Here is an 18,855-nt window from a genome sequence, read left to right on the forward strand (position 1 = left end):
CAACGCCGTGAGGCGTGCCTCTGCCTGGGCTTTTTTGCTTTTCGGGCGGACGGCCGTTCCATGGCTTGGACCAAGGAGCAGCTATGGCTGTGAAGGAATACGCCCTCGAAGAGCTGACCGCCGAACAGCTCTTGGCCGAGACGACCGAGCCGGACACCCCCGACAGCGTCAGGGAGCGGCTGCGCGAACGCATCGTCGAGATGCACCGCCCGCTCGCCATGGAGATCGCCCGCCGCTACCGCTACCGGGGCGAACCCATCGAGGACCTCCTCCAAGCCGCCTACGTCGGCCTCATGAAGGCCGTCAACGGCTTCGATCCCACGCTGGGCCACGCCTTCAGGGGCTACGCGGTGGTGACGATGACCGGTGAGGTCAAGCGGCACTTCCGCGACCGCACCTGGGCGATCCGGGTTCCGCGCGTGTACCAGGAGCGCCGTTCGGAACTCAACCGCCTGGTCTCCGAGCTCAGCCAGGACCTGGGACGCTCGCCCACGGTCGCCGAGCTGGCGGCCAAGATGAACATCAGCGAGGAGGACGTCCTGCTCACGCTCGACGCCTCCGCCGCGTACAGCACGCTCTCGCTCGACGCGCCGCTCGGCAGCGACGACGACGCCGCGTCTCTGGGCGACGTCATCCCGGAGACCGACGACTCGCTCAGCAAGCTCATCGACAGCGAGTCCGTCAAGCCGCTGATCGACGCGCTTCCGCACCGGGAGAAGAACATCCTGCTGCTGCGCTTCTTCGGTAATCTCACACAGGCGGAGATCGCGGCGGAGTTCGGCATCTCGCAGATGCACGTCTCCCGCATTCTCAGAAAGGTCCTCGACCAGTTGCGACAGGATCTCACCAGCTGATTGGCAGGCCATCGGGTGAACGGAGAGACCGACCCGCGCACGAGGGCGACCGGCCCCCCGCCGGGCGCCCGCGTGTCCGGGTTCGAGTTCACCCTGAGCGGCCTGCCCGAGGTCCGGTTCTTCGCCGAGGCGCAGGCCCGCGAGGCAGGACTGCACGACGACGAGGCGGGCGACCTCGTGCTCGCCGTCAACGAGGTCGCCACCAACGCCGTCACCCACGGCTCGCCCACCGCCCGCGTGCGCTCCTGGAGCGACGGCGGCGACCTGGTCATCGAGATCTACGACCGCGGCGTCTGGACCGACGAGGACTACGGCCGGACCCGTCCAGCGCCGAACGCCACCCGCGGCATGGGGCTGTGGGTGGCGCGGCTTCTGTCGGCCAGCGTGCAGTTTCATCCTGAGGACGATGGGACGACGGTCATTCTCCGCTTCTCGGGAAAGGGGTGACGCCGCGGCGCCGTCCTCCCGCCGCGAGGCCGCGGCGGGAGTTCGCCTGCGCGTCATCGCCTGGTACGGCCCCGCCAGGAGCCGGTGCCACTGCGAATGCTCGCCGTACCGATGCCGGCCTGGTGAAGGGCCAGCAGGCACAGACCGAGCAGCATGAACGTGGTCCCGGTGATGCCGCCCGCGATCCTGGTGTTCAGCAGGTCGAGCAGGAAGCCGAGGCCGAAAATGATCGCTGAGACGATCGCCAGCATGGGGGGTCACTTCCTCTCTGAGAACGCCATCAGGCGCTCCATGACGGACCGGTACTCGCGCAGGGCCAGACGGAGCTGTTCGGTGTCCTGCTGGCTCTTCCAGCTTTCGCGCATCTCGCCGGCCTGACGGGTGACGTCCCGCAGGAGGTCCTCCAGCAGGTCGTCCGCACGCTCCACGGCGGCCCTGGGGTCGTCCACGAAGCCCGCCTGGACGTCGCGCCAGCGGTCGGCTATCTGGCCGCTCGCGTACGCGCCGTCCCCGAACTCCTGACCGCTCCCCCGCTCCGTCCCGACGGCCGTGCTCTCCACGGCCGTGGTCTCGGCGGCTGTGGTCTCGGCGGCTGTGTTCTCCACGGCCGTGGGGTACGGCGGCGCCGGCGGCACGCTGTCGTCGGCCGGCAGGGTGTAGGGCTCACGGCTCCGGTCGGCCCCGTGTTCCCCGGTCGTTTCCTCCGGAGCGGACGAGGGCTGCGTGTCGTACACGGCCCTCGTGTCGTAGTCGTCGTTTCTGGTGTTGTCGTTCTCGATGTCGTCGTTCCTGTTGTCGTTGGGTGCGTTGTCGTTGGGTGTCTGGTCGTCGTCGCGCGGGGCGGGGACGAGCAGTTCGTCCTCGCGGCGCTCGTGGTCAGCCATCTCGTCGCCCTTCCCGGGTCGTCTCCTCCAGCAGCTCCTCGAACAGCGCCCGGTAGTGCACCATCGCCTGGCGGAGCTCCTCGGTCGAGGCCTCCTTGTGGGCGGCGCGTCCGCTGATCTGGTGGGCCTGCCGGTAGTGGTCGAGCGTCGCGGCGTGCGCGACCGACAGGTCGGCCAGCCGCTGCCCATAGTCCTCCGTCGGGTAGCCGCGCTCGGCCATCACCGCGGTGACCAGCTGGTCCGCCTCGGTGACGGCGAAGCCGGGCGCGTCCACGAAGCGCTCCTGCACCTCGGTCCAGCGCCTGGCGTAGGCGTCGCGGGATTCGGGACTGAGCGGCCGGATGTCCAGCTCGGCGTGCCGCTGCTCACGTGCGATCATGTCCTGCTCGGCTTCGCGCCGGGTGTCATGCTCGGACATGATGCGCTCATATTCGGGGCCGAACCGCGAGCGGAGCTTGCTCCGCTTCTGCTGCTGCAGGACCACGTAGCCCACGGCGGCGATCGCCGCCAGAACGACCACGACAACAGCCACCCAGATCCACGTCTCGGCGGTCATCTCTCATCGCCTCCGGTCTGTTTGGTTGAGACCTTCGGCTGCCCTGAATGAGAGGGTTTATTCGCGGGCCAGAGCCAGTCTGGCGGCGGCGAGCACGGCCGCGACGTGCGAGACACCGGCGACCGGCACTTCCCTGAACCCTTCCGCCGGGTCGTAGGCCACGTCCAGGTCGTTGTCCACGAGCCGCTGCGCCCAGCGCAGGGCGGTGTTGAGCCGCTCCGGCTGGGGCGCTCTGCCCTGTGCGGCCGCCGACAGGTTCCGCAGGTTCGTGGCGGGACCCGACTGGGTGTGCTCGCGCGCCACCTTCCACGGCAGGGCCGCCTTGTGGTCGAGCAGCCCCTTCACCAGCCCGGCCGAACGCTTGGCCTGCAGCACCCCGGACTCGCTGACCCCGAAGTGCCCGGCCAGTTCCGCCACGCTGAGCCCCTGCGCGACGAGCCTCGCCAGCTCGTCCCGGTCAATCGTCGGCCTGCGCCCCAACCCCGCACCTCCGCTCGGCTGTGCGCCCAAGGCTATGACGTCCGGGGCCCGCGGGTGCGGATCCGGGACGTCGTACGGGTTTGCCCGCTTTCCCGCCACCCGCCTGCCCGTGGAACCCTCCTGCCCGTGGAACCCTCCTGCCCGTGGAACCCCTCCTACAGGGGACCCGCCACCTCCGCCTCGCGCCCGCAACCCGGTATCCCCCGCACACCGGCCCCGCCCGACCGGCATACGGGTTCACCTCCCTTGCGGCTGGGCGGTGGACCGGCGCTCCAGAGAAGAAGCGGCGTGGCACTGCGGCAGGGCGCCGAAGCGGGACACCGGAGCGGCGGAGCAGCGGGGCGGCTGGGGGTCCCCGAGCGGGGCAGCCCCCGACGTGTCCGAGGTTGTCGGGGGCTGCCCCGCTCGGCCGGGGTGCCGGGATTTCCCCGGGGAGGGAGGCCTGGGCGGAGGCGGTGGGGTTACGGGCGGCAGGGGTCGGGGGTGAGGAGGAGGCTGGAGTCGTTGCCGGTGACGTCGGCGGTGTAGGTGTTGCCGTTGCCGTACGGGAGGACGCGGACCCGGCTGCGGAACAGGATGTCGATGCCCGGCGGCCGCCAGAAGACCACGTAGGAGCGGGCGGTCCAGTCCGTGACGGTCAGCGGGACGCTCCTCGCGGGGGACGCGCTTGTCCACGTGCAGGTCAGGCGGCCGGCCGCGGCGCCGTCGCCGGTACCGAAGTGGCCGACGGAGACGATCCTTCCGAAGCCGCCCAGGGCGGTGACGGTGGCGGTGTGACCGTCGAACCATTGCGAGCCGAGGCCGGCGCCCCAACCGGCCCTGGTCTGGGCGACGTCCGGCCGTTCGCGGTGCTTGGCGGCGGCGAGGGAGGCGTCCACCACGCCCTTGGCCGCGGTCAGGACGCCCGCGTCGCGCAGGGCGCAGCCGTGGTGGCCGTCGGCGAGGCTGGAGCAGGTGGCGATCCGGTTGCCGTCGGCGAGCGGGGAAAGGGCCCACCAGGGCGGCGCGACCAGGTCGTTGAGGTTGGTGGCGCTGAACAGCTGCAGCGGCACCGCCCTGGACAGCTGCCCGCCCTCGCCGAACGCGCGGCCGGCTCGCCAGTCGTAGGAGACGGGACTGCGGAAGCCGAACTGGTTCCACCGGGAGCAGACCTGGGAGAACGTCCAGTCGGGGCCGGGGGCGGCGACCTTGTTGCCGGCGACGGAGATGCCGCAGTAGTTGAAGATGTCCTCGGGCCAGACGCTACCGCGGTCCTCCGGCCAGAAGCCGTAGAGCGGGGAGTCGATGGTCACGATGGGCGTGGAGGTGTTCGAGGTGTCGGCGGCCCAGCGGGTGGCGACGGTGCCGCCTTCGCTGAAGCCCACCAGCACCACGTTGGCGCCGGGGTGCTTGCGGCCGATCTCGCTGATCTGGCGGTCCAGGTGGGCGGAGGTGGTGCTCAGCGCGGGCCAGGTGTCGGCGCCGCCGTAGGTGAGAGGGGCGGCCTGGCCGTTCGGGCCACGGTAGGAGTACGGGGACCAGTGCAGCCTGGCCCGGTTGGTGGTGTTGCAGCGCTTGGTGACACTGGCGACCTCGGCCAGGTCGGCGCAGCCGAGCCGGTTGAGCAGGTCACGGAAGGCGGCGGCCTCGGTGACCAGCTTGTAGGCGCTCTCCTTGGGGGTGACGCCGAACGCCTCGATGCCGCGTAACAGGACGACGACGGTGTCGGCGGGCACGGCCACGGCCTTGGTGACGGTGTCCGGGGCGCCCTGGCTGGGGACGACGGTGAGCGTGGCCTGCCGTTCCGCGCTGTCGGGGTAGCTGTGGCGCACCACCGGGGTGGTGCTCTCCTCGTCGTACGCGCCGTCGTTGTCGAAGTCCCAGCGGTAACGGGCGGTGGCGCCGTCCGGCACGGTGGCGGCCGAGGCGTCGAACCTGATGTCGGTGCCCGACTCCTCCGGCGTGGTGGTGAAGTCGGCGTGCGCCTGCCCGCCGGGGTCGAGCCGGATGGGCCCGGCGGCGTAGCTGTCGCCGGCGCCGGTCGAGTTGTCCCTGTCCAGGACGATGACGAGGCTCTCACTGCCCTGGCCGTCGCCCAGCACGACCGTGCTGCCGTCGGGGAAGAGCCGACTCCACGGCAGTGCCAGGGTGAAGGAGGTCGAGCCGGAGCCGGAGGAGTTCGTGTTCAGCCCGACGCCGGGCACTCTGAGCGCGTTGTCGGGGTAGCAGCCCGGCGCCTCCTCCCATGCCTCGACGGTGAAGGCGCGGGAGGGGTAGAGGGTGTCGCTGACCTCGATGTCGACCGTGAGTGAGCCGCCGTCGCGGGTGAGGGTGACGGTTCCGGCCCGCTCCTGGTGCGGGTGGCCGTCACAGCCGATGCCACCGACGCGGTAGAGCGGCGCGGAGGCCGGCGCGGGGGCGGGGGCCGACGAGGACGTGCCGGGCGGCGAGGAACCCGAGGTCGGCGAGGAGGTGGCGGGTGGGGAGGAGGTGGCGGGTGGGGAGGAGGTCGCGGTCGGAGAGGAGGTCGCGGTCGGAGAGGAGGTCGCGGTCGGGGAGGAGGTCGCGGTCGGGGAGGAGGTGGGCACCGGGGAGACGGTGGGCACGGCCGAGGCGGTGGGCACGGGCGCGGCGGCCGGCACCGGGGTGGTGATCAACCAGCCCAGGACCAGCACGACCGCCGACAGGACGCGGGAGACCCCGCTCTTGCGCCGCTTCCGCATCGGGTCACCACCTCCCCAGGATGCGCTCGATGATGTCGAAGGTGACGTCCACGAGGATGCCGAGGATCTTCTTGACGGCCTTGCGGACGAGGCGGGCGATGTCGTCCTCGTCCTTGCGCTTGATGGCCTTGTCGAGCTGCCTGCGGTATTCGGAGTCCTGTCTGCTGCGCTGGTTGACCGCGTACAGGATGTCGTCGTCGCTGATCGTCGCCATGGATCGGCGCTCCTCTCAGAGCTTCGGTGGCAGGGTCGGGTCGGACAGGTCGAGCAGCTTGCGGGCGCCGTCCCAGATGAGGAAGTTGCCGAGGCCGCGCATGGTGTCGACGGGCACGTCGGCCAGCCGTTCCGCCTCGCCGAGCAGGCGGCGGAAGCGGGCGGTGGCGCCGGGGCCGAGCTTGTTGACCACGGCCACCATGAGCTGGGCCAGGTTGAAGCGGAACAGCGCCGAACAGGCCAGTACGCGGTGGTTGTCGCGCAGCCTGGCGAACACCTCGGCCTCGGCCGGGTAGCGGCGCTGGTAGTTCTGGCACACCTCCGCGCTGACGTAGCCGCGGTAGCGGATGGTGTAGTCGTCGTAGCCGAGGCGGTCGTCGCCGAGGGCGAAGCCGCCGGGGTTGTAGGTGGTGGAGACGAGCGCGTGCGCCCACGGCCGGACGAACACTTCCTCGTAGTGCAGGGCCTTGGCGGCCAGCTTGTCGGCCAGCCGGGCGCCGGGGGCGAAGACGCCGCTGTCGCGGTGCAGGGCGAAGATCCAGGACGGCGGCGTGAGGATGTCCACCTTGGTCATCACGAACGTGAGCTTGTTGGCCAGGGCGGCGCCGTCCGCGCCGCCGAGGAGGCGGCGCAGGCAGGACGCTTCGTAGGTGGTGGATCGGTTGTCGGAGTGGAGCGCCCAGATGACGACGTCACACCCGAGGAGTTTCTCCCTATACATCGCCATATAATCGACGTCAGCGCCGACCGATTCCCCTATTCCCGGCATATCCCAGAAAGTAAGGGAATGGCCGGATTTTCCGGGAAGGTGAATGGCTTCCGGCTCCTTGGTGACCGGGCGGACGTCACCGGTCGGGAGGTCGGCACCGAAGAGGACGTTGAGCAGCGAGGACTTCCCCGCACCAGTCTGCCCCATGATGACCACAGAAAGTGGCTTAGCCGCCTCTTTTTCGTATTTATGCAGAACATCCGCTTTTATGCGCTCTAGTTGCTCGGCCGAGAAATGAGTCGGCGGTGACACCGGCAAACACCCCCGCAATAGGTAGAAACTTCATCGATCGCCGTGTTTACTACTGTGCGGGCCGCTCATTGCAATGATCTTGCATTGATGGGTGGAGACGCTGTGACGTTTGAGATTCGGGTGCTCGGCCGTACTGAAGTGATCGTGGACGGGCGCCCGCAGCAAGTGCCGGGCAAGACCGCGAGACTCCTCACCCTGCTCATCGCGGCGGGAAGATCCGTCTCGCGGGACATCCTCACCGACGCCCTGTGGGAGGAGGGCAAGGCGCCGCTCAGCGAGGGCATCGCGCCGCTGGTGTCCAGGTTCCGCCCGACCCTCGCGCGGGGCGGGCTCGTCATCGGCTCCAAGCGGGGCTCCAACGAGTACGTGCTCGACGGCGACGTGTCGGAGGTGGTCGACGCCCACCGCTTCGAGCGCGCGGTCAAGGAGGGCCTGCTCCGGCTCGGGGCCGGGGACGACGCGCGGGCGCTGGCCGTTCTGGCGAAGGCGGCCGGGGAGTGGCGCGGCCGGCCGTACGCGTCGTGGCAGGAAGGTCTTCCCGAGGCCTGCGCGCGCCACGCGCGCAGGCTGGACAGGCTGCGCCTGGACCTCGTGCGCAACCTCGCCCAGACCGCGCTGCGCCTGGCCCGCTACGACGAGGTCGCCGCGCTGCTGGCCGGGCCGGTGGGCGAGGGACACGACGGCCTGGGCCCGATCTGGCTGCTGCGCTTCATGCGCACGCTGCGCGATGAGGGCGCGGCGGCGGCCGAGAGCCTCCTGGAGGAGCGGCACCCGCGCGACGAGGCCGTGGACCGGGCGTTCTCCCTGTTGCTGCTGCACGAGCACGGCGTGGACGTGCATCGGCCACCGGACGGCACACGCGCACGGACGCGGGCGCCCGAGGTGCCCGTCGAGCCGGTCGGCAGGCAGGAGCATCTCGCCGCCCTGCTCGCACTGCGAACCGGCCTGCCGGGGCTGCTGGCGGTGCGGGGCGTGCCGGGCGCGGGCAAGAGCAGGCTGCTGGCCGAGCTGACCGCGCGCACGGCGGCCAGCCGTCCGCGCACGGTGGTGGTGAGCTGCCAGGACAGCGGCGAACTGCAGCCGTGGCGCTCGCTGGCCGGCATGCTGTACGCGCGCCTCCAGCGCGACCTGGGCACGGGCGACAATGCCCTGGCCCCCGCCGACCAGCGCACGCTCGTCGACTTCATCTCGGCCATGCCCGGCTCCCCCGCGCCCGCGGGCCTGGAGGACTTCCGGCAGCGCCTGCTGTCGCTGCTGGCCGGCCTGCTGCGCTGGGCGGCCAGGGGCGGCGGGCTGATCGTCGCCTTCGACAACGCGGAGTTGCTCAGCCGCGCGGCCTGCGACCTGCTGGTCGAGGTGCGCCGCGGGCTCGGCGAGGCGGCCGTGGGCTTCGTGCTGGCCGGGCGGCCGGAGGGCCCGTGGCGGGAGGCCCCGGCGTCGCCGGTGACCGTGGGTCCGCTGGGCCCGCTCGACGTGGCGGCCTGGCTGGCCGCCGTCTGGGGGCGCGAGCCGTCCGAGCGGGAGGTGGCCGAGGCGTTCCGGCTGACGGGCGGGCTGCCGCAGCGGTTGTGCGAGGTACGCGACTCCGAGGGCGAGCTGTCGGTACTGCCCGGCTTCGGCCGCAGACCGGGCCCGCTGCTGCCGTGGCTGGCGGCGGCGGCCATCACCTGCGGCGGCGGCGACATCGACACCGCGCTGGTCGCCGCGATGCTCCGGCTCGAACCGGCCGAAGCCGACAGGCAGGAGGCCGAGGCCGTCACGCAGCGCGCGGTGGAGGCGCACAGCGGTGTGCGCTTCCGCTACGAGCTGTGGCGCGAGGAGGTCCTGGCCACGCTGGAGGAGGACCCGGCCCTGGCCAGGAGGCTGCACAAGCGGGCGTTCGAGGTGCTCGGTGAGCACCTGCGCACGGCCGAGCGGGTGACCGCCGACCTTCCCGTGCGCATGGCCGTGCACGCCCGCGCGGCCCGCCCCGACGTGCCCGACGAACAGGTCGCCACCGCCTGCCTGACCGCCGCGCGCGCCGAGCTCGCCGCCTTCGGCGTCGGCTCCGCGCGTTCCTGGGCCGAGTACGGCATACGCCTGCCCAGCGGCCCGGTGACCAGGTTCGGCCTGCTCATGACGTTGGGCGACGTCCGCAACGCCCAGGGCGACATGCACATGGCCGGCGTGCACTACCGCGACGCCCACGACACGGCGGCGGAGCTGCCCCGTCTGCGCGCGAGCGCCGCGGTCCAGCTGGCCAGGCGCTGGACGGACCCCGGGCAGGTCGACGAGCAGTTGCTGCTCCTGCTGCAGGACGCCCTGGAGGCGCTGGCGGACGACGACGAGGAGGAGGCCGCCGACCTGCGTTCCCAGCTCAGCGCGCACCTGGCGCACAAGGCGACGATGGCGGTCGGCCCCGGCACGGTCGCCGGGGAGTGGCTGGACGGACCGGAGCTGGCCCGCCGTACGCTGGCCGGGTTGCGCCCCGGCTGCCCGCCCGAGGTGCGCTGCGAGGTGCTCAACGAGTGCCGGTGGGGCCTGTACGACTTCGCGCCCCCCGCCGAGCTGCTGAGCATCTCCAGGTCCCTGCACGACGCGGGCATCCGCGCGGGCTCGGCCTACTTCAAAAGCGAGGCCCTGGTGGCGCTGGCCATCGACCAGATGCGGCTCGGCGCGCTGCAGCCCGCCGCCGCCATGGTGAAGCGGCACCGCGACCAGATCGCCGACCAGCCGCGCGTCCTGGGCGAGTGGCTGCAGACCGCCCTCGACACGCTGATGGACCTGTGGTGCGGCCGGTTCGACGAGGCGGCCGCCCGGTTGTTCGGCGAGGCGGAGCGCTCGGTCAAGGAGCTGGAGGAGGCCCGGGTACTGCCCGCCGGCACGCTGCGCCAGACCTGGGACGGCCAGGTCTACTGGCTGCTGCGTGAGCGCGGCGAGCTGGAGGTGCTGCTGCGCTCCGACCTGGCCGGCCGGGTGGAGCAGCACGGCTACTTCCCGATCTGGCGGGCCGCGCTGGTGCTGGCGCACGCCGAGACCGGCCGGTACGGCGAGGCGATGGACGGGTTCACCGAGCTGGCCGACGACACCCGGGGCTTCGCGGCGTTCCCGCCCCACGGCTGGCGGGTGCCGACGCTGAGCCTGCTGGCCGAGTCGTGCGGGAACCTGCACGAGGCGGGCGCGGGCGGGAGCGAGCTGACGGCGCTGGCCGCGCGGGTGTCGGAGCTGTTCACCCCGCATGAGCGGGAGGTCGCGCTGGCCGGGTGGCCGACGGTGCTGATGGGCCCGGCGGCCCGGTTCGGCGCGGTGGCGGCGATGGCCGCGGGCGAGAACGACCTGGCCCTGAGCCGGCTGCGGACCGCGCAGGAGTTCACCGGCGGCATGCGCCCGCAACTGGCCAGGCTCCGCTACGACCGGGCCAGGGCGCTGGTGCTGGAGGGCAGGCCGGAGGAGGCGGCACCCCTGGTGGAAAGGGTGCTGCAGACCGCGCTCCCCGACGGCATGACCTCCCTGGCGACCCGGGCACGGGCCCTGCTCGGCCAACCACCGACCTAGCGCCCCGCCCGCCCGGTCACCGGGCCAGGGCGGTGACCGGGCCAGGGCGCTCGGTGAGCACCTCGGCGGGCGGGCCGTCGGCCACGAGCCGCCCGCACGCCGCACCGCCCGCGTCACTTGAACCGGTCCGGATGGATCTGCCGGGCCGGCTCGACGTCGCCGAGCTTGTTCTTGACGCCGTCCAGGACGGCCCGCATGGCGGCGACCTGCCGCTCCGCGCGCCCGCCGACGCCGAAGACGCGGCCGATGGCACGGGTCTCCTCCTCGGCCGGGCCGCGGTGACCGGGCCGTCGGGGCACTCCTCGGAGTTGACGTGGGTGTCGATGCCGGACTTGGCCAGTACCTTGATCCGGTCATGGGCGGCCTTGTACTCGGGCAAGATCGCGTCATCGAGGTAAGCGGTGCTCGCACAGCCGGCCGGCAAGGCCGAGGCGACGAGGGGCTCGCTCGCCGATCACAGTGGCGGGACCGCGCCGGATTCACACCGGCTTCTCGATCCGCCGTCGCCTATTTCGGGATCTATCAAGACATAGCCGGAGCGCTGCGCACCCGGCCGTACGCCTTCATGATCTACTGACCTGCGGGAATGCCTAGGAGATATTCGGGGCAGCGTGCACGTCATGGGGGAAAATTCTAAGAAGCACGCTATTCGCGCGGCCGCGGCCGCCGCCGCGCTGTTCACGATCACGGCCTGCGGTTCCGGGGGCGCCCAGAACACCGCCGGCCTCGCCGTCCAGAGTCCTGCCACACCGCCGGCCGATCCCAGCGACATGGGCTCGCCGAGCGCCGGCGCCGGCGTCGGCGCCGACGACGTCAAGAAGGCGGGCGAGGCCGCGCTGGCCGCCGTGGAAGGAACGGTCACCGGCCTGGACTCCGACGACGGCGTGTGGAAGGTCACCGTCATCGGCGCGGACGGCGCCGAGAGCAAGGTCCGGATCGACGCGATGACCTGGAAGGTCGTCGGCACGCCCTCGGCGGAGGCCGACGACGAGGCGGAGAAGGCCAAGCACAAGGCGCGCGCCGAGGCGGCCAAGACCACCTACACCGACGCCGCCGAGAAGGTCGCCGCCGAGTACCCGGACGGCAAGATCACCGAGCTGTCCCTGGACAGGGACGACGGCACGGTGGTCTGGGAGGCCGACGTCACCGCCGCCGACGGCACCAAGGCGAAGGTCAAGGTCAACGCGGACGACGGCAGCGTGGTCTCGCCGTCGGCCGAGCCCGAGTCGACCGGCTGACCGGCCTGACGGGATAGAGAGGCGGCGTGGCGGCGCTATCCGGCCAGCGCCCGTCGCGCGTAGGCGCGCACGTCGGCGTCCGGATCGCCCAGCGCCGCCTCCAGCGCCGCACCCGCTTCGGCCGTGTCCGCCCAGCGGGTCAGCGCCAGCACGGCCGCCTTGCGCACGTCGAGGTTCTCATCCGACAGCGCCGCCACGAGCGGCGCCGTCGCACTGGCGCGGTCGGCGGCGGCGAGCGCGCGGGCCGCGCCCACCCGCACCTGCCACCGCGGGTCGTCCATCGCCCGTACGGCCGCCGCCACCAGCGGCCCGCCCGCGCCGGCCGACGACTCCAGGGCGGCGGCCCTGACCAGCGGGTCGGCGTCGGCGGCCAGCGTCTCCAGCACGGGCGCGGGCTTGCCGATGATGCCGAGCCCCCTGGCCACCCAGACCCGCACCTCCCGTGACGGGTCGCCGGCCGCGGCCGCCACCAGGTCGGGCTCGTCCAGCGAGACCAGGCCGCGGATGGCCTCGATGCGCACCCGGTGGTCGGCGTCGGCGGTCGCGGCGGCGAAGACGTCTCTGCCGCCCAGGCGTAGCGCGCGCAGCAGGTCCAGGGCGGTGGCGCGGACGAACGCGTCGCCGCCGGCCAGCGCCGCGTCCAGGGCGAGGGGCGGGCGGAGCACCTCGGCGAGTTCGCGCAGGCCGGTGGCGGCGGCCCGGCGTACCGTGCCGTGCTCGTCGGCGAGGGCGGCGACCAGGGCGGGACCGGCGCCCTCGGGGACGGTCTCGGTGAGGGTGGCGATCGCGGCCCTGCGCACCTTGGGGTCGGAGTCGGCCAGGTAGGGGGCGAGCTGATCGGTGGTGGGCTGCTCCTCGGCCAGGCGGTGCAGTTCGAGTATGCGCGGGGAGCGGCGGCCCACGCCGGTTCGCCCGGCGGTGACGGGGGCGGCCCGCCGTACCGGGGCGGCGGTGTGCGCGGCCAGGACGGCGGGGGCGGCGGCGGGCGGCGCGAACTCCTCGACCGGAACCAGGTACGGCTCGACCGGGCGCTTGAGGAACTCCATCGCGCCGTCGGCGCGCTTGCGCAGGTTCAGGTGGAACAGCCACGCGCCGTCGTCGCGGGCGGGCAGGTCGGCGCGGTCGTGGTAGAGGCCCCAGCGGCTCTCGGTGCGGGTGAGGGAGGCGCGGGCGGCCATCTCGGCGCAGTCGCGGATGAAGTCCACCTCGGCGCAGCGCATCAGCTCGTGCGGGGTGCGCGCGCCCATCGAGGCGATCTCCTCGCGCATGCGCTCGAACGACTCCAGCGCCAGGTCCAGCTTGGCGGCGGTCTTGGGCGGGGCGACGTAGTCGTTGACGAAGCGGCGCAGCTTGTACTCGACCTGCTGCTGGGGCGGTCCGTCCGGGTTGCGTAGCGGGCGGTAGACCAGCTCGTGGGCGGCGCTCACCTGCTCCCGCGGCAACGTCGCCGGTACGGGCCTGGCCGCGGCGGCGGCGTGCGCTCCGGCCAGGTCGCCGAAGACGAAGGCGCCGATCATGTAGTTGTGGGGGACGCAGGCCAGGTCGCCCGCGGCGTACAGGCCGGGCACGGTGGTCCGGCCGTGCTCGTCCACCCAGACGCCGGAGGCGGAGTGGCCGCCGCACAGGCCGATCTCGGAGATGTGCATCTCGACGTCGTGGGTGCGGTAGTCGTGCCCGCGCCCGGCGTGGAAGGTGCCCCTGGTCGGCCGTTCGGTCGAGTGCAGGATCGCCTCCACCGCGCTGATCGTCTCGTCCGGCAGATGGGTCAGCTTCAGGTAGATGGGGCCGCGGGCCGAGGCGATCTCGGCCGCCACCTCCGCCATCATCTGGCCCGACCAGTAGTCGGAGTCGACGAAGCGCTCGCCCCTGTTGTTGACCTGGTAACCGCCGAACGGGTTGGCCACGTACGCGCAGGCGGGCCCGTTGTAGTCCTTGATCAGCGGATTGATCTGGAAGCACTCGATGCCGCTGAGCTCGGCGCCCGCGTGGTAGGCCATCGCGTAGCCGTCGCCGGCGTTGGTCGGGTTCTCGTAGGTGCCGTACAGGTAGCCGCCGGCGGGCAGGCCGAGCCGGCCGCAGGCGCCGGTGGCCAGGATCACCGCGCCCGCCCTGACCGTGACGAAGGCGCCGGAGCGGGTGTCGAATCCGGCGATCCCCACCGCCCTGCCGTCTTCGACCAGGACCCTGACGGGCATGACACGGTTCTCGATGCGGACCTTGTCCCGGATGTCGCGCCTGCGCAGCACCCGGTAGAGGACCTTCTTGACGTCCTTGCCCTCCGGCATCGGCAGGACGTAGCTGCCCGAGCGGTGCACGCGCCGCACGGCGTACTCGCCGTACTCGTCCTTCTCGAACTTCACGCCGTAGCGCTCCAGGCGGCGGACCATCTCGTGGCCGCGCGTGGCCGTCTGGTAGATCGTCTTCTGGTTGACGACGCCGTCGTTGGCGCGGGTGATCTCGGCGACGTAGTCCTCGGGAGTGGCCTTGCCGGGGATGACAGCGTTGTTGACGCCGTCCATGCCCATGGCCAGGGCGCCGCTGTGCCGTACGTGGGCCTTCTCCAGGAGCAGGACGCGGGCGCCGCGCTCGGCCGCGGTGATCGCGGCCATCGTGCCGGCGGTGCCGCCGCCGACGACGAGCACCTCGCACTCCAGCTCCAGCCGCTCGCTCAGCTCGGGGATCTCCATCTACAGCTCCTTCAGCACGCGGGCGCGCAGGTCGTCGTCTTCCGTATTGACCTCGATCACCGTGCGCAGCGCGCCGCCGCCGATCACCGCGACGCGGTCGCCGAGCAGCAGCGCCTCGTCGACGTCGTGGGTGACGAACACGACGGTGGCGCGGGTCTCCCGCAGCACTCCGAGCAGGAGCCGCTGCATCTCGGCGCGGGTCTGCGCGTCCAGCGCGCCGAAGGGCTCGTCCATGAGTACGGCCCGCGGCGCCCCGGCCAGCGCGCGGGCGAGCTGTACCCGCTGCCGCATGCCGCCGGAAAGCTCGCGGGGCAGCAGGCCGGCCGATCCGGTGAGCCCCACCCGGTCCAGCCAGGACGCCGCAGCCGCCCGGCGCTCGGCCCGCGGCACCTTCCTGAGCGCGAGCGGCAGTTCCACGTTGCGCCGCACGGTCCGCCAGGGCAGCAGCCCGTCGTCCTGGAAGACCATGGCGCGATCGGCGGAGGTGGCGGCCACCACGACGCCGTCGGCCAGGACCCGGCCGGCGGCGGGCGCCAGCAGCCCGGCCAGGGCGCGCAGCAGCGTGGACTTGCCCGACCCCGACGCGCCCGCCACGGCCAGCACCTCCCCCGGCCGGATCGCCAGGTCCAGCTCGCGCAGCACAGGCGCGCGGCCGTAGCCGAGGGTGAGCGCTTGGACGGCGAAGGCCAGCCCGCGTACGGCGGGGGGCCGCTCGGTCAGCGTGGTCACGCGCCGCTCCCTTCTCCGCGCGGCAGCCAGCGGGTGACCCGGCGCCCGGCCAGCTCGACGCCGGCGGAGGTGAGCCAGCCGAGCAGGCCGATGGTGGCCATGCCGACGATCACGGCGGGGTAGTCGACCAGCGTGTAGGAGTTCCAGGTGCGGTAGCCGACCCCGAACTCGCCGGAGATCATCTCCGCGGAGATCACGCAGATCCAGGCCACGCCCATGCCGACCGACAGCCCGCCGAACACGCCGGGCAGGATGCCGGGCAGGACGACGTGCCACAGCACCTGGCGGCGACCGGCGCCGAGCGTCCTGACCGCGTCCTCCCAGAGCGTCGGCAGCGCGCGTACGGCGTGCCGTGTGCTCACCATGATCGGGAAGAAGGCGGCGGCGAAGGTGATGAAGACGATGCCCTGCTCGTCGGCGGGGAACAGCAGGATCGCGATCGGCACCAGCGCGATGGCCGGGATCGGCCGCACGACCTCCAGCAGCGGCAGCAGTACCGGCCCCGCCCGGCGCGAACGGGTGACCAGCACACCCGCCGCGACCCCTGCCACGGCGGCGATGGCGAAGCCGGTGAGGATGCGCAGCAGGCTCTGGAGCAGATCGAGGTAGTACAGGGAGGTGGTCAGCTCGGCGGCGAAGCGCACCGCGACCTCGTCCAGCGACGGCAGCCGGTCGAAGCGCAGCCACAGGCGGGCGTCGGTGACGGTGAGCACCTGCCAGAGCGCGGCGGCGGCCAGCAGCGAGCCGATCCTGGCGGCCTGCCTCATCGCGCCGCCTCTTTCTCCAGGGCTTCGGCGTAGGTGACGGGCTTGGCGCCCGGGTGCGCGGCGCGGTAGGCGTCGGCGCCGTCGCGGGTGGTGAAGGGCAGGTAGGAGTCCTTCTCCTGGAGCCAGACCGACTTGTCGGCGAACCAGCGGGTGCCGGTGGCGGTGTCGGGCACGTACGCGGCGCGGATCTTTCCCGCTCCCGCGGCGGCGATCTGGCGCAGCAGGCAGGTGGGGGTCGCGGCGGGCCGGGTGCCGCCCGCCGCCGGCCACAGCTCCGAGGCGGTACGCGGGTCGGCGACCGGGACGCCGCAGGCCGGGTCGGTGCCGGTGATCTTCGCCGGGTTGGCGGTCGAGGCGGTGTCGGCGTCGTAGGCCGGGCCGTACGCCTTGCGGAGGTAGGAGTCGTTGACGAAGCGGGAGAGGTCCACTCCGGCGAAGTCCTGACTTATGCGCTTGAGGTAGGGGATGTCGTGCCGGTGGGCGGCCATCAGCTGCGGCTTGAGCGTGACGTCGAACGTCGCGATGCCGCCGGGCCCGTTGTACAGGTAGACCACCTCGGGCGGCAGCCCGGTCGCCTCCGCCACCAGTTCCGCCGCGCGCAGCGGGTTCTCGTGCAGGTAGCGGGTGGCGTCCATCTGTGCCTTGAGGAAGGCGTCCACGACCTGCGGGTTCTCCTTCGCGTACGGCTCGCGGACCACCACCCCGTGGAAGGTGGGCACCCGCAGGGCGGAGCCGTCGTAGATCAGCTTGGCCTTGTCCTGGAAGACCAGCAGCCCCGGCCAGGCCACGAACTGCGCGTACGCCCGCACGCCGCCGGCCTCCAGCTGCGAGGCGCCGACCGGCGGCTGGTGGTTGACCACCTCGACGTCGGCCGCCGGGTCGAGCCCGGCCTTCTCCAGCGCCTGGACCAGCGTGCCGTGCCCGGCCGAGCCCACGCTGGCCGAGACCTTGGCGCCCTTGAGCCCGGCGAGGGTGGTGACCTTCGAGGCGGGCGGGACGACCACCATGTTGAGGCCGCCGCGCAGGTTGTAGCCGGTGATCGAGACCAGTTCGGTGTTCTTGGCGCGGGCGGCGTTGATCAGCAGCGGGTAGTCGCCCATCGAGCCGATGTCGATCTTCCCGGCGACCATCTTGGCGGTGATCGGGGCACCGGTGTCGTGATCCTGCCACTCGACGGCGTACCCGTCGCCCAGGCGCTTTTCCAGGTAGCCGAGCTCGCGCAGCAGGGTTCCCGCGGTCACGGTGTTGATGGTCTTGGACTGGTAGCCGACGACCAGCTTCTTCTTGCCGGGGGCGGCAGCCGTACCGGAGAGGGAACAGCCGGCGAGCGCCAGCAGGAGGGCGGCGGCGAGGACCACGCGCATGGCTCGTCCTTTCGGCTCAGCGCAGCAGATAGGGGATGTCGATGGTGACGGCGTCGACGGGGCAGCGGGCCGCGCACGGGCCGCAGTACCAGCACTCGTCGACGTGCATGTACGCCTTGCCCGTCTCGTCGCTGATCGCGAGCGAGTCGAGCGGGCAGGCCTCCACGCAGAGCGTGCAGCCGTCGATGCAGAGGGACTCGTCGATGGTGACGGGCACCTCGACCCGCTGGGTGATCAGAGCCATGGCTACTCCCGGTTCAGGTGGCCGCGCATGGTCAGCCGGTCGCCCCTGAAGCGGATGAACTCCAGGTCGACCGGGCGGCCGTCGGACAGGTGGGTGAGCCGCTCCACCATGAGCAGCGCGGCGCCGCGCGGCGCGTCGAGCGCGGCGGCGGTGTGGGCGTCGGCGTTGACCGCCTCCAGGCTGAGCTCGGCCGTGCCGAGCGGCTGCCCGGCGATGGCTTCGAGCAGGACGAAGATGTCGTTGTGGGCCAGGTCGGCGTCGAAGAGCGGTTCGCCGACCTCGCGCACCAGGTACGTGAGGTCGAGGGAGAGCGGCACGCCGTTGAGCCGCCGGAGCCGTTCGAGGTAGACGACGTCCTCGCCCGGCGGCACCCGCAGCCGCCGGCTGACGGCGGCGGGAGGCTCGATGAGGGTCATGGTCCGTACGTGGTTGACCACCTCGCCGTGTTCGTGGAGGGTCTCGGCGAGTCCGAGCAGCCGGTGCAGCCCGTGCGGGTACTTCTCCGCCGCCACCGTGGTGCCCACGCCGGGGCACCGCTCGACCAGCCCTTCCTCCCGCAGGAGATCGAGGGCGGCACGGACGGTGTTGCGCGAGATCCGGAAGTCGCGGGCCAGCGCCGCCTCCCGGGGCAGCCGGCCCCGCCCGAACTGCCCGTCCACGATCTGCCCGCGCAGCAGATCGGCCACCTGCCGGGCCCGATCGGCCCGTCGCCGTGTCTCCACACGGCTAAACCTAGCAATCCGGTAGGTTAATAGGGATAACGGCGAGGTTGCGCCACTCGCCCACCCGCCCCACCAGCCGGCCCGCCCGAGATCCGCCACTCACCCGCGCGGCCGGAGCCTCGTCACGTTCTCCGGCGACCGGCCGGCCACCGCGAGAGCACTCCGCCATCGCGTTCGATCCTGGACCCGCGCACCATCTTCCCGCCGAGGTTCCGCTAGGAGGTGCGGGCGGGGACGCGTGAGGGGTCGGCCGGCGCGGGGAGCTTCTGGCGACGTGGGCATGTCAGCCGCACGGTCGCCCACACTCCGACGACCGTCAGCGTCGCGTAGAACAACACAATCCAGGCGATCATTGTCCTGACTCCCTTGACCGGGTTTCTCGAAAGATTCTTAACAATAGGTACGCGGCAAAC

Annotated in this window: 19 protein-coding genes and 1 riboswitch; of the genes, 4 read left to right on the forward strand and 15 right to left on the reverse strand. The window is 72.2% G+C overall.

Going from position 1 to position 18,855, the window contains the following annotated elements; all coding sequences use genetic code 11:
- Positions 1-83: 83 nt before the first annotated feature.
- Both ACIBKY_RS12765 and ACIBKY_RS12770 read left to right on the forward strand, forming a co-directional pair.
- Positions 84-854: a SigB/SigF/SigG family RNA polymerase sigma factor gene (locus ACIBKY_RS12765; RefSeq protein WP_397096805.1), complete on the forward strand. Its 771-nt coding sequence runs from the start codon at positions 84-86 to the stop codon at positions 852-854.
- A gap of 15 nt (positions 855-869) precedes the next feature.
- On the forward strand, positions 870-1,301 hold the full coding sequence (locus ACIBKY_RS12770; RefSeq protein WP_397096806.1) for an ATP-binding protein: 432 nt from the start codon (positions 870-872) through the stop codon (positions 1,299-1,301).
- Between the two features lie 53 nt (positions 1,302-1,354).
- Here the strand turns inward: ACIBKY_RS12770 and ACIBKY_RS12775 are convergent, their stop codons facing one another.
- The 7 genes from ACIBKY_RS12775 to ACIBKY_RS12805 all read right to left on the reverse strand — a co-directional run bounded on the left by ACIBKY_RS12775 (position 1,355) and on the right by ACIBKY_RS12805 (position 7,157).
- Complete coding sequence (locus tag ACIBKY_RS12775; protein ID WP_397096807.1) at positions 1,355-1,552, reverse strand: hypothetical protein; 198 nt, start codon at positions 1,550-1,552, stop codon at positions 1,355-1,357.
- Positions 1,553-1,558: 6 nt separating this feature from the next.
- Positions 1,559-2,185 carry a hypothetical protein gene (locus tag ACIBKY_RS12780; RefSeq protein ID WP_397096808.1) on the reverse strand — a complete coding sequence of 209 codons (627 nt, stop codon included), beginning with the start codon at positions 2,183-2,185 and terminating at the stop codon, positions 1,559-1,561.
- A complete protein-coding gene (locus tag ACIBKY_RS12785) occupies positions 2,178-2,741 on the reverse strand; it encodes a hypothetical protein (protein ID WP_397096809.1) in 564 nt (187 codons plus the stop codon). Before ACIBKY_RS12785 ends, ACIBKY_RS12780 begins: the two co-directional genes overlap by 8 nt.
- Positions 2,742-2,798: 57 nt before the next feature.
- Entirely contained in the window at positions 2,799-3,221 is a 423-nt protein-coding gene (locus ACIBKY_RS12790; protein WP_397096810.1) for a hypothetical protein, read from the reverse strand.
- A gap of 461 nt (positions 3,222-3,682) precedes the next feature.
- On the reverse strand, positions 3,683-5,923 hold the full coding sequence (locus ACIBKY_RS12795) for a PKD domain-containing protein (RefSeq protein ID WP_397096811.1): 2,241 nt from the start codon (positions 5,921-5,923) through the stop codon (positions 3,683-3,685).
- Positions 5,924-5,927: 4 nt separating this feature from the next.
- Complete coding sequence (locus ACIBKY_RS12800) at positions 5,928-6,137, reverse strand: hypothetical protein (RefSeq protein WP_184961307.1); 210 nt, start codon at positions 6,135-6,137, stop codon at positions 5,928-5,930.
- Positions 6,138-6,152: 15 nt separating this feature from the next.
- The gene (locus tag ACIBKY_RS12805) at positions 6,153-7,157 is read right to left on the reverse strand and encodes a GTPase family protein (protein WP_397096812.1); all 1,005 of its coding nucleotides are present in this window, start codon (positions 7,155-7,157) and stop codon (positions 6,153-6,155) included.
- 102 nt (positions 7,158-7,259) lie between these two features.
- Between ACIBKY_RS12805 and ACIBKY_RS12810 the strand changes: the two genes are divergently transcribed.
- Positions 7,260-10,691, forward strand: a complete 3,432-nt coding sequence (locus ACIBKY_RS12810) for an AAA family ATPase (RefSeq protein ID WP_397096813.1) — start codon at positions 7,260-7,262, stop codon at positions 10,689-10,691.
- Between the two features lie 113 nt (positions 10,692-10,804).
- Here the strand turns inward: ACIBKY_RS12810 and ACIBKY_RS12815 are convergent, their stop codons facing one another.
- A complete protein-coding gene (locus ACIBKY_RS12815) occupies positions 10,805-10,990 on the reverse strand; it encodes a hypothetical protein (RefSeq protein ID WP_397096814.1) in 186 nt (61 codons plus the stop codon).
- 94 nt (positions 10,991-11,084) lie between these two features.
- Positions 11,085-11,230, reverse strand: a riboswitch (cobalamin riboswitch).
- An 81-nt stretch (positions 11,231-11,311) separates the two neighbouring features.
- Between ACIBKY_RS12815 and ACIBKY_RS12820 the strand changes: the two genes are divergently transcribed.
- Complete coding sequence (locus ACIBKY_RS12820) at positions 11,312-11,929, forward strand: PepSY domain-containing protein (RefSeq protein ID WP_397096815.1); 618 nt, start codon at positions 11,312-11,314, stop codon at positions 11,927-11,929.
- Positions 11,930-11,964: 35 nt separating this feature from the next.
- Here the strand turns inward: ACIBKY_RS12820 and ACIBKY_RS12825 are convergent, their stop codons facing one another.
- The 7 genes from ACIBKY_RS12825 to ACIBKY_RS12855 form a co-directional block, all read right to left on the reverse strand.
- On the reverse strand, positions 11,965-14,616 hold the full coding sequence (locus ACIBKY_RS12825; RefSeq protein ID WP_397096816.1) for a fumarate reductase/succinate dehydrogenase flavoprotein subunit: 2,652 nt from the start codon (positions 14,614-14,616) through the stop codon (positions 11,965-11,967).
- A complete protein-coding gene (locus tag ACIBKY_RS12830) occupies positions 14,617-15,345 on the reverse strand; it encodes an ABC transporter ATP-binding protein (RefSeq protein WP_397096817.1) in 729 nt (242 codons plus the stop codon).
- Positions 15,342-16,112, reverse strand: a complete 771-nt coding sequence (locus tag ACIBKY_RS12835; RefSeq protein ID WP_397096818.1) for an ABC transporter permease — start codon at positions 16,110-16,112, stop codon at positions 15,342-15,344. The genes ACIBKY_RS12830 and ACIBKY_RS12835 overlap by 4 nt, the downstream gene beginning before the upstream one ends.
- The gene (locus tag ACIBKY_RS12840) at positions 16,109-17,476 is read right to left on the reverse strand and encodes an ABC transporter substrate-binding protein (RefSeq protein ID WP_397096819.1); all 1,368 of its coding nucleotides are present in this window, start codon (positions 17,474-17,476) and stop codon (positions 16,109-16,111) included. Before ACIBKY_RS12840 ends, ACIBKY_RS12835 begins: the two co-directional genes overlap by 4 nt.
- A gap of 16 nt (positions 17,477-17,492) precedes the next feature.
- Complete coding sequence (locus ACIBKY_RS12845; RefSeq protein ID WP_184961290.1) at positions 17,493-17,720, reverse strand: ferredoxin family protein; 228 nt, start codon at positions 17,718-17,720, stop codon at positions 17,493-17,495.
- A gap of 2 nt (positions 17,721-17,722) precedes the next feature.
- Positions 17,723-18,442, reverse strand: a complete 720-nt coding sequence (locus ACIBKY_RS12850) for a GntR family transcriptional regulator (protein ID WP_397096820.1) — start codon at positions 18,440-18,442, stop codon at positions 17,723-17,725.
- A gap of 215 nt (positions 18,443-18,657) precedes the next feature.
- Entirely contained in the window at positions 18,658-18,795 is a 138-nt protein-coding gene (locus ACIBKY_RS12855) for a hypothetical protein (protein ID WP_397096821.1), read from the reverse strand.
- Positions 18,796-18,855 lie beyond the last annotated feature (60 nt).

Source organism: Nonomuraea sp. NPDC050394 (genome assembly GCF_044459065.1).
Lineage (GTDB): Bacteria > Actinomycetota > Actinomycetes > Streptosporangiales > Streptosporangiaceae > Nonomuraea.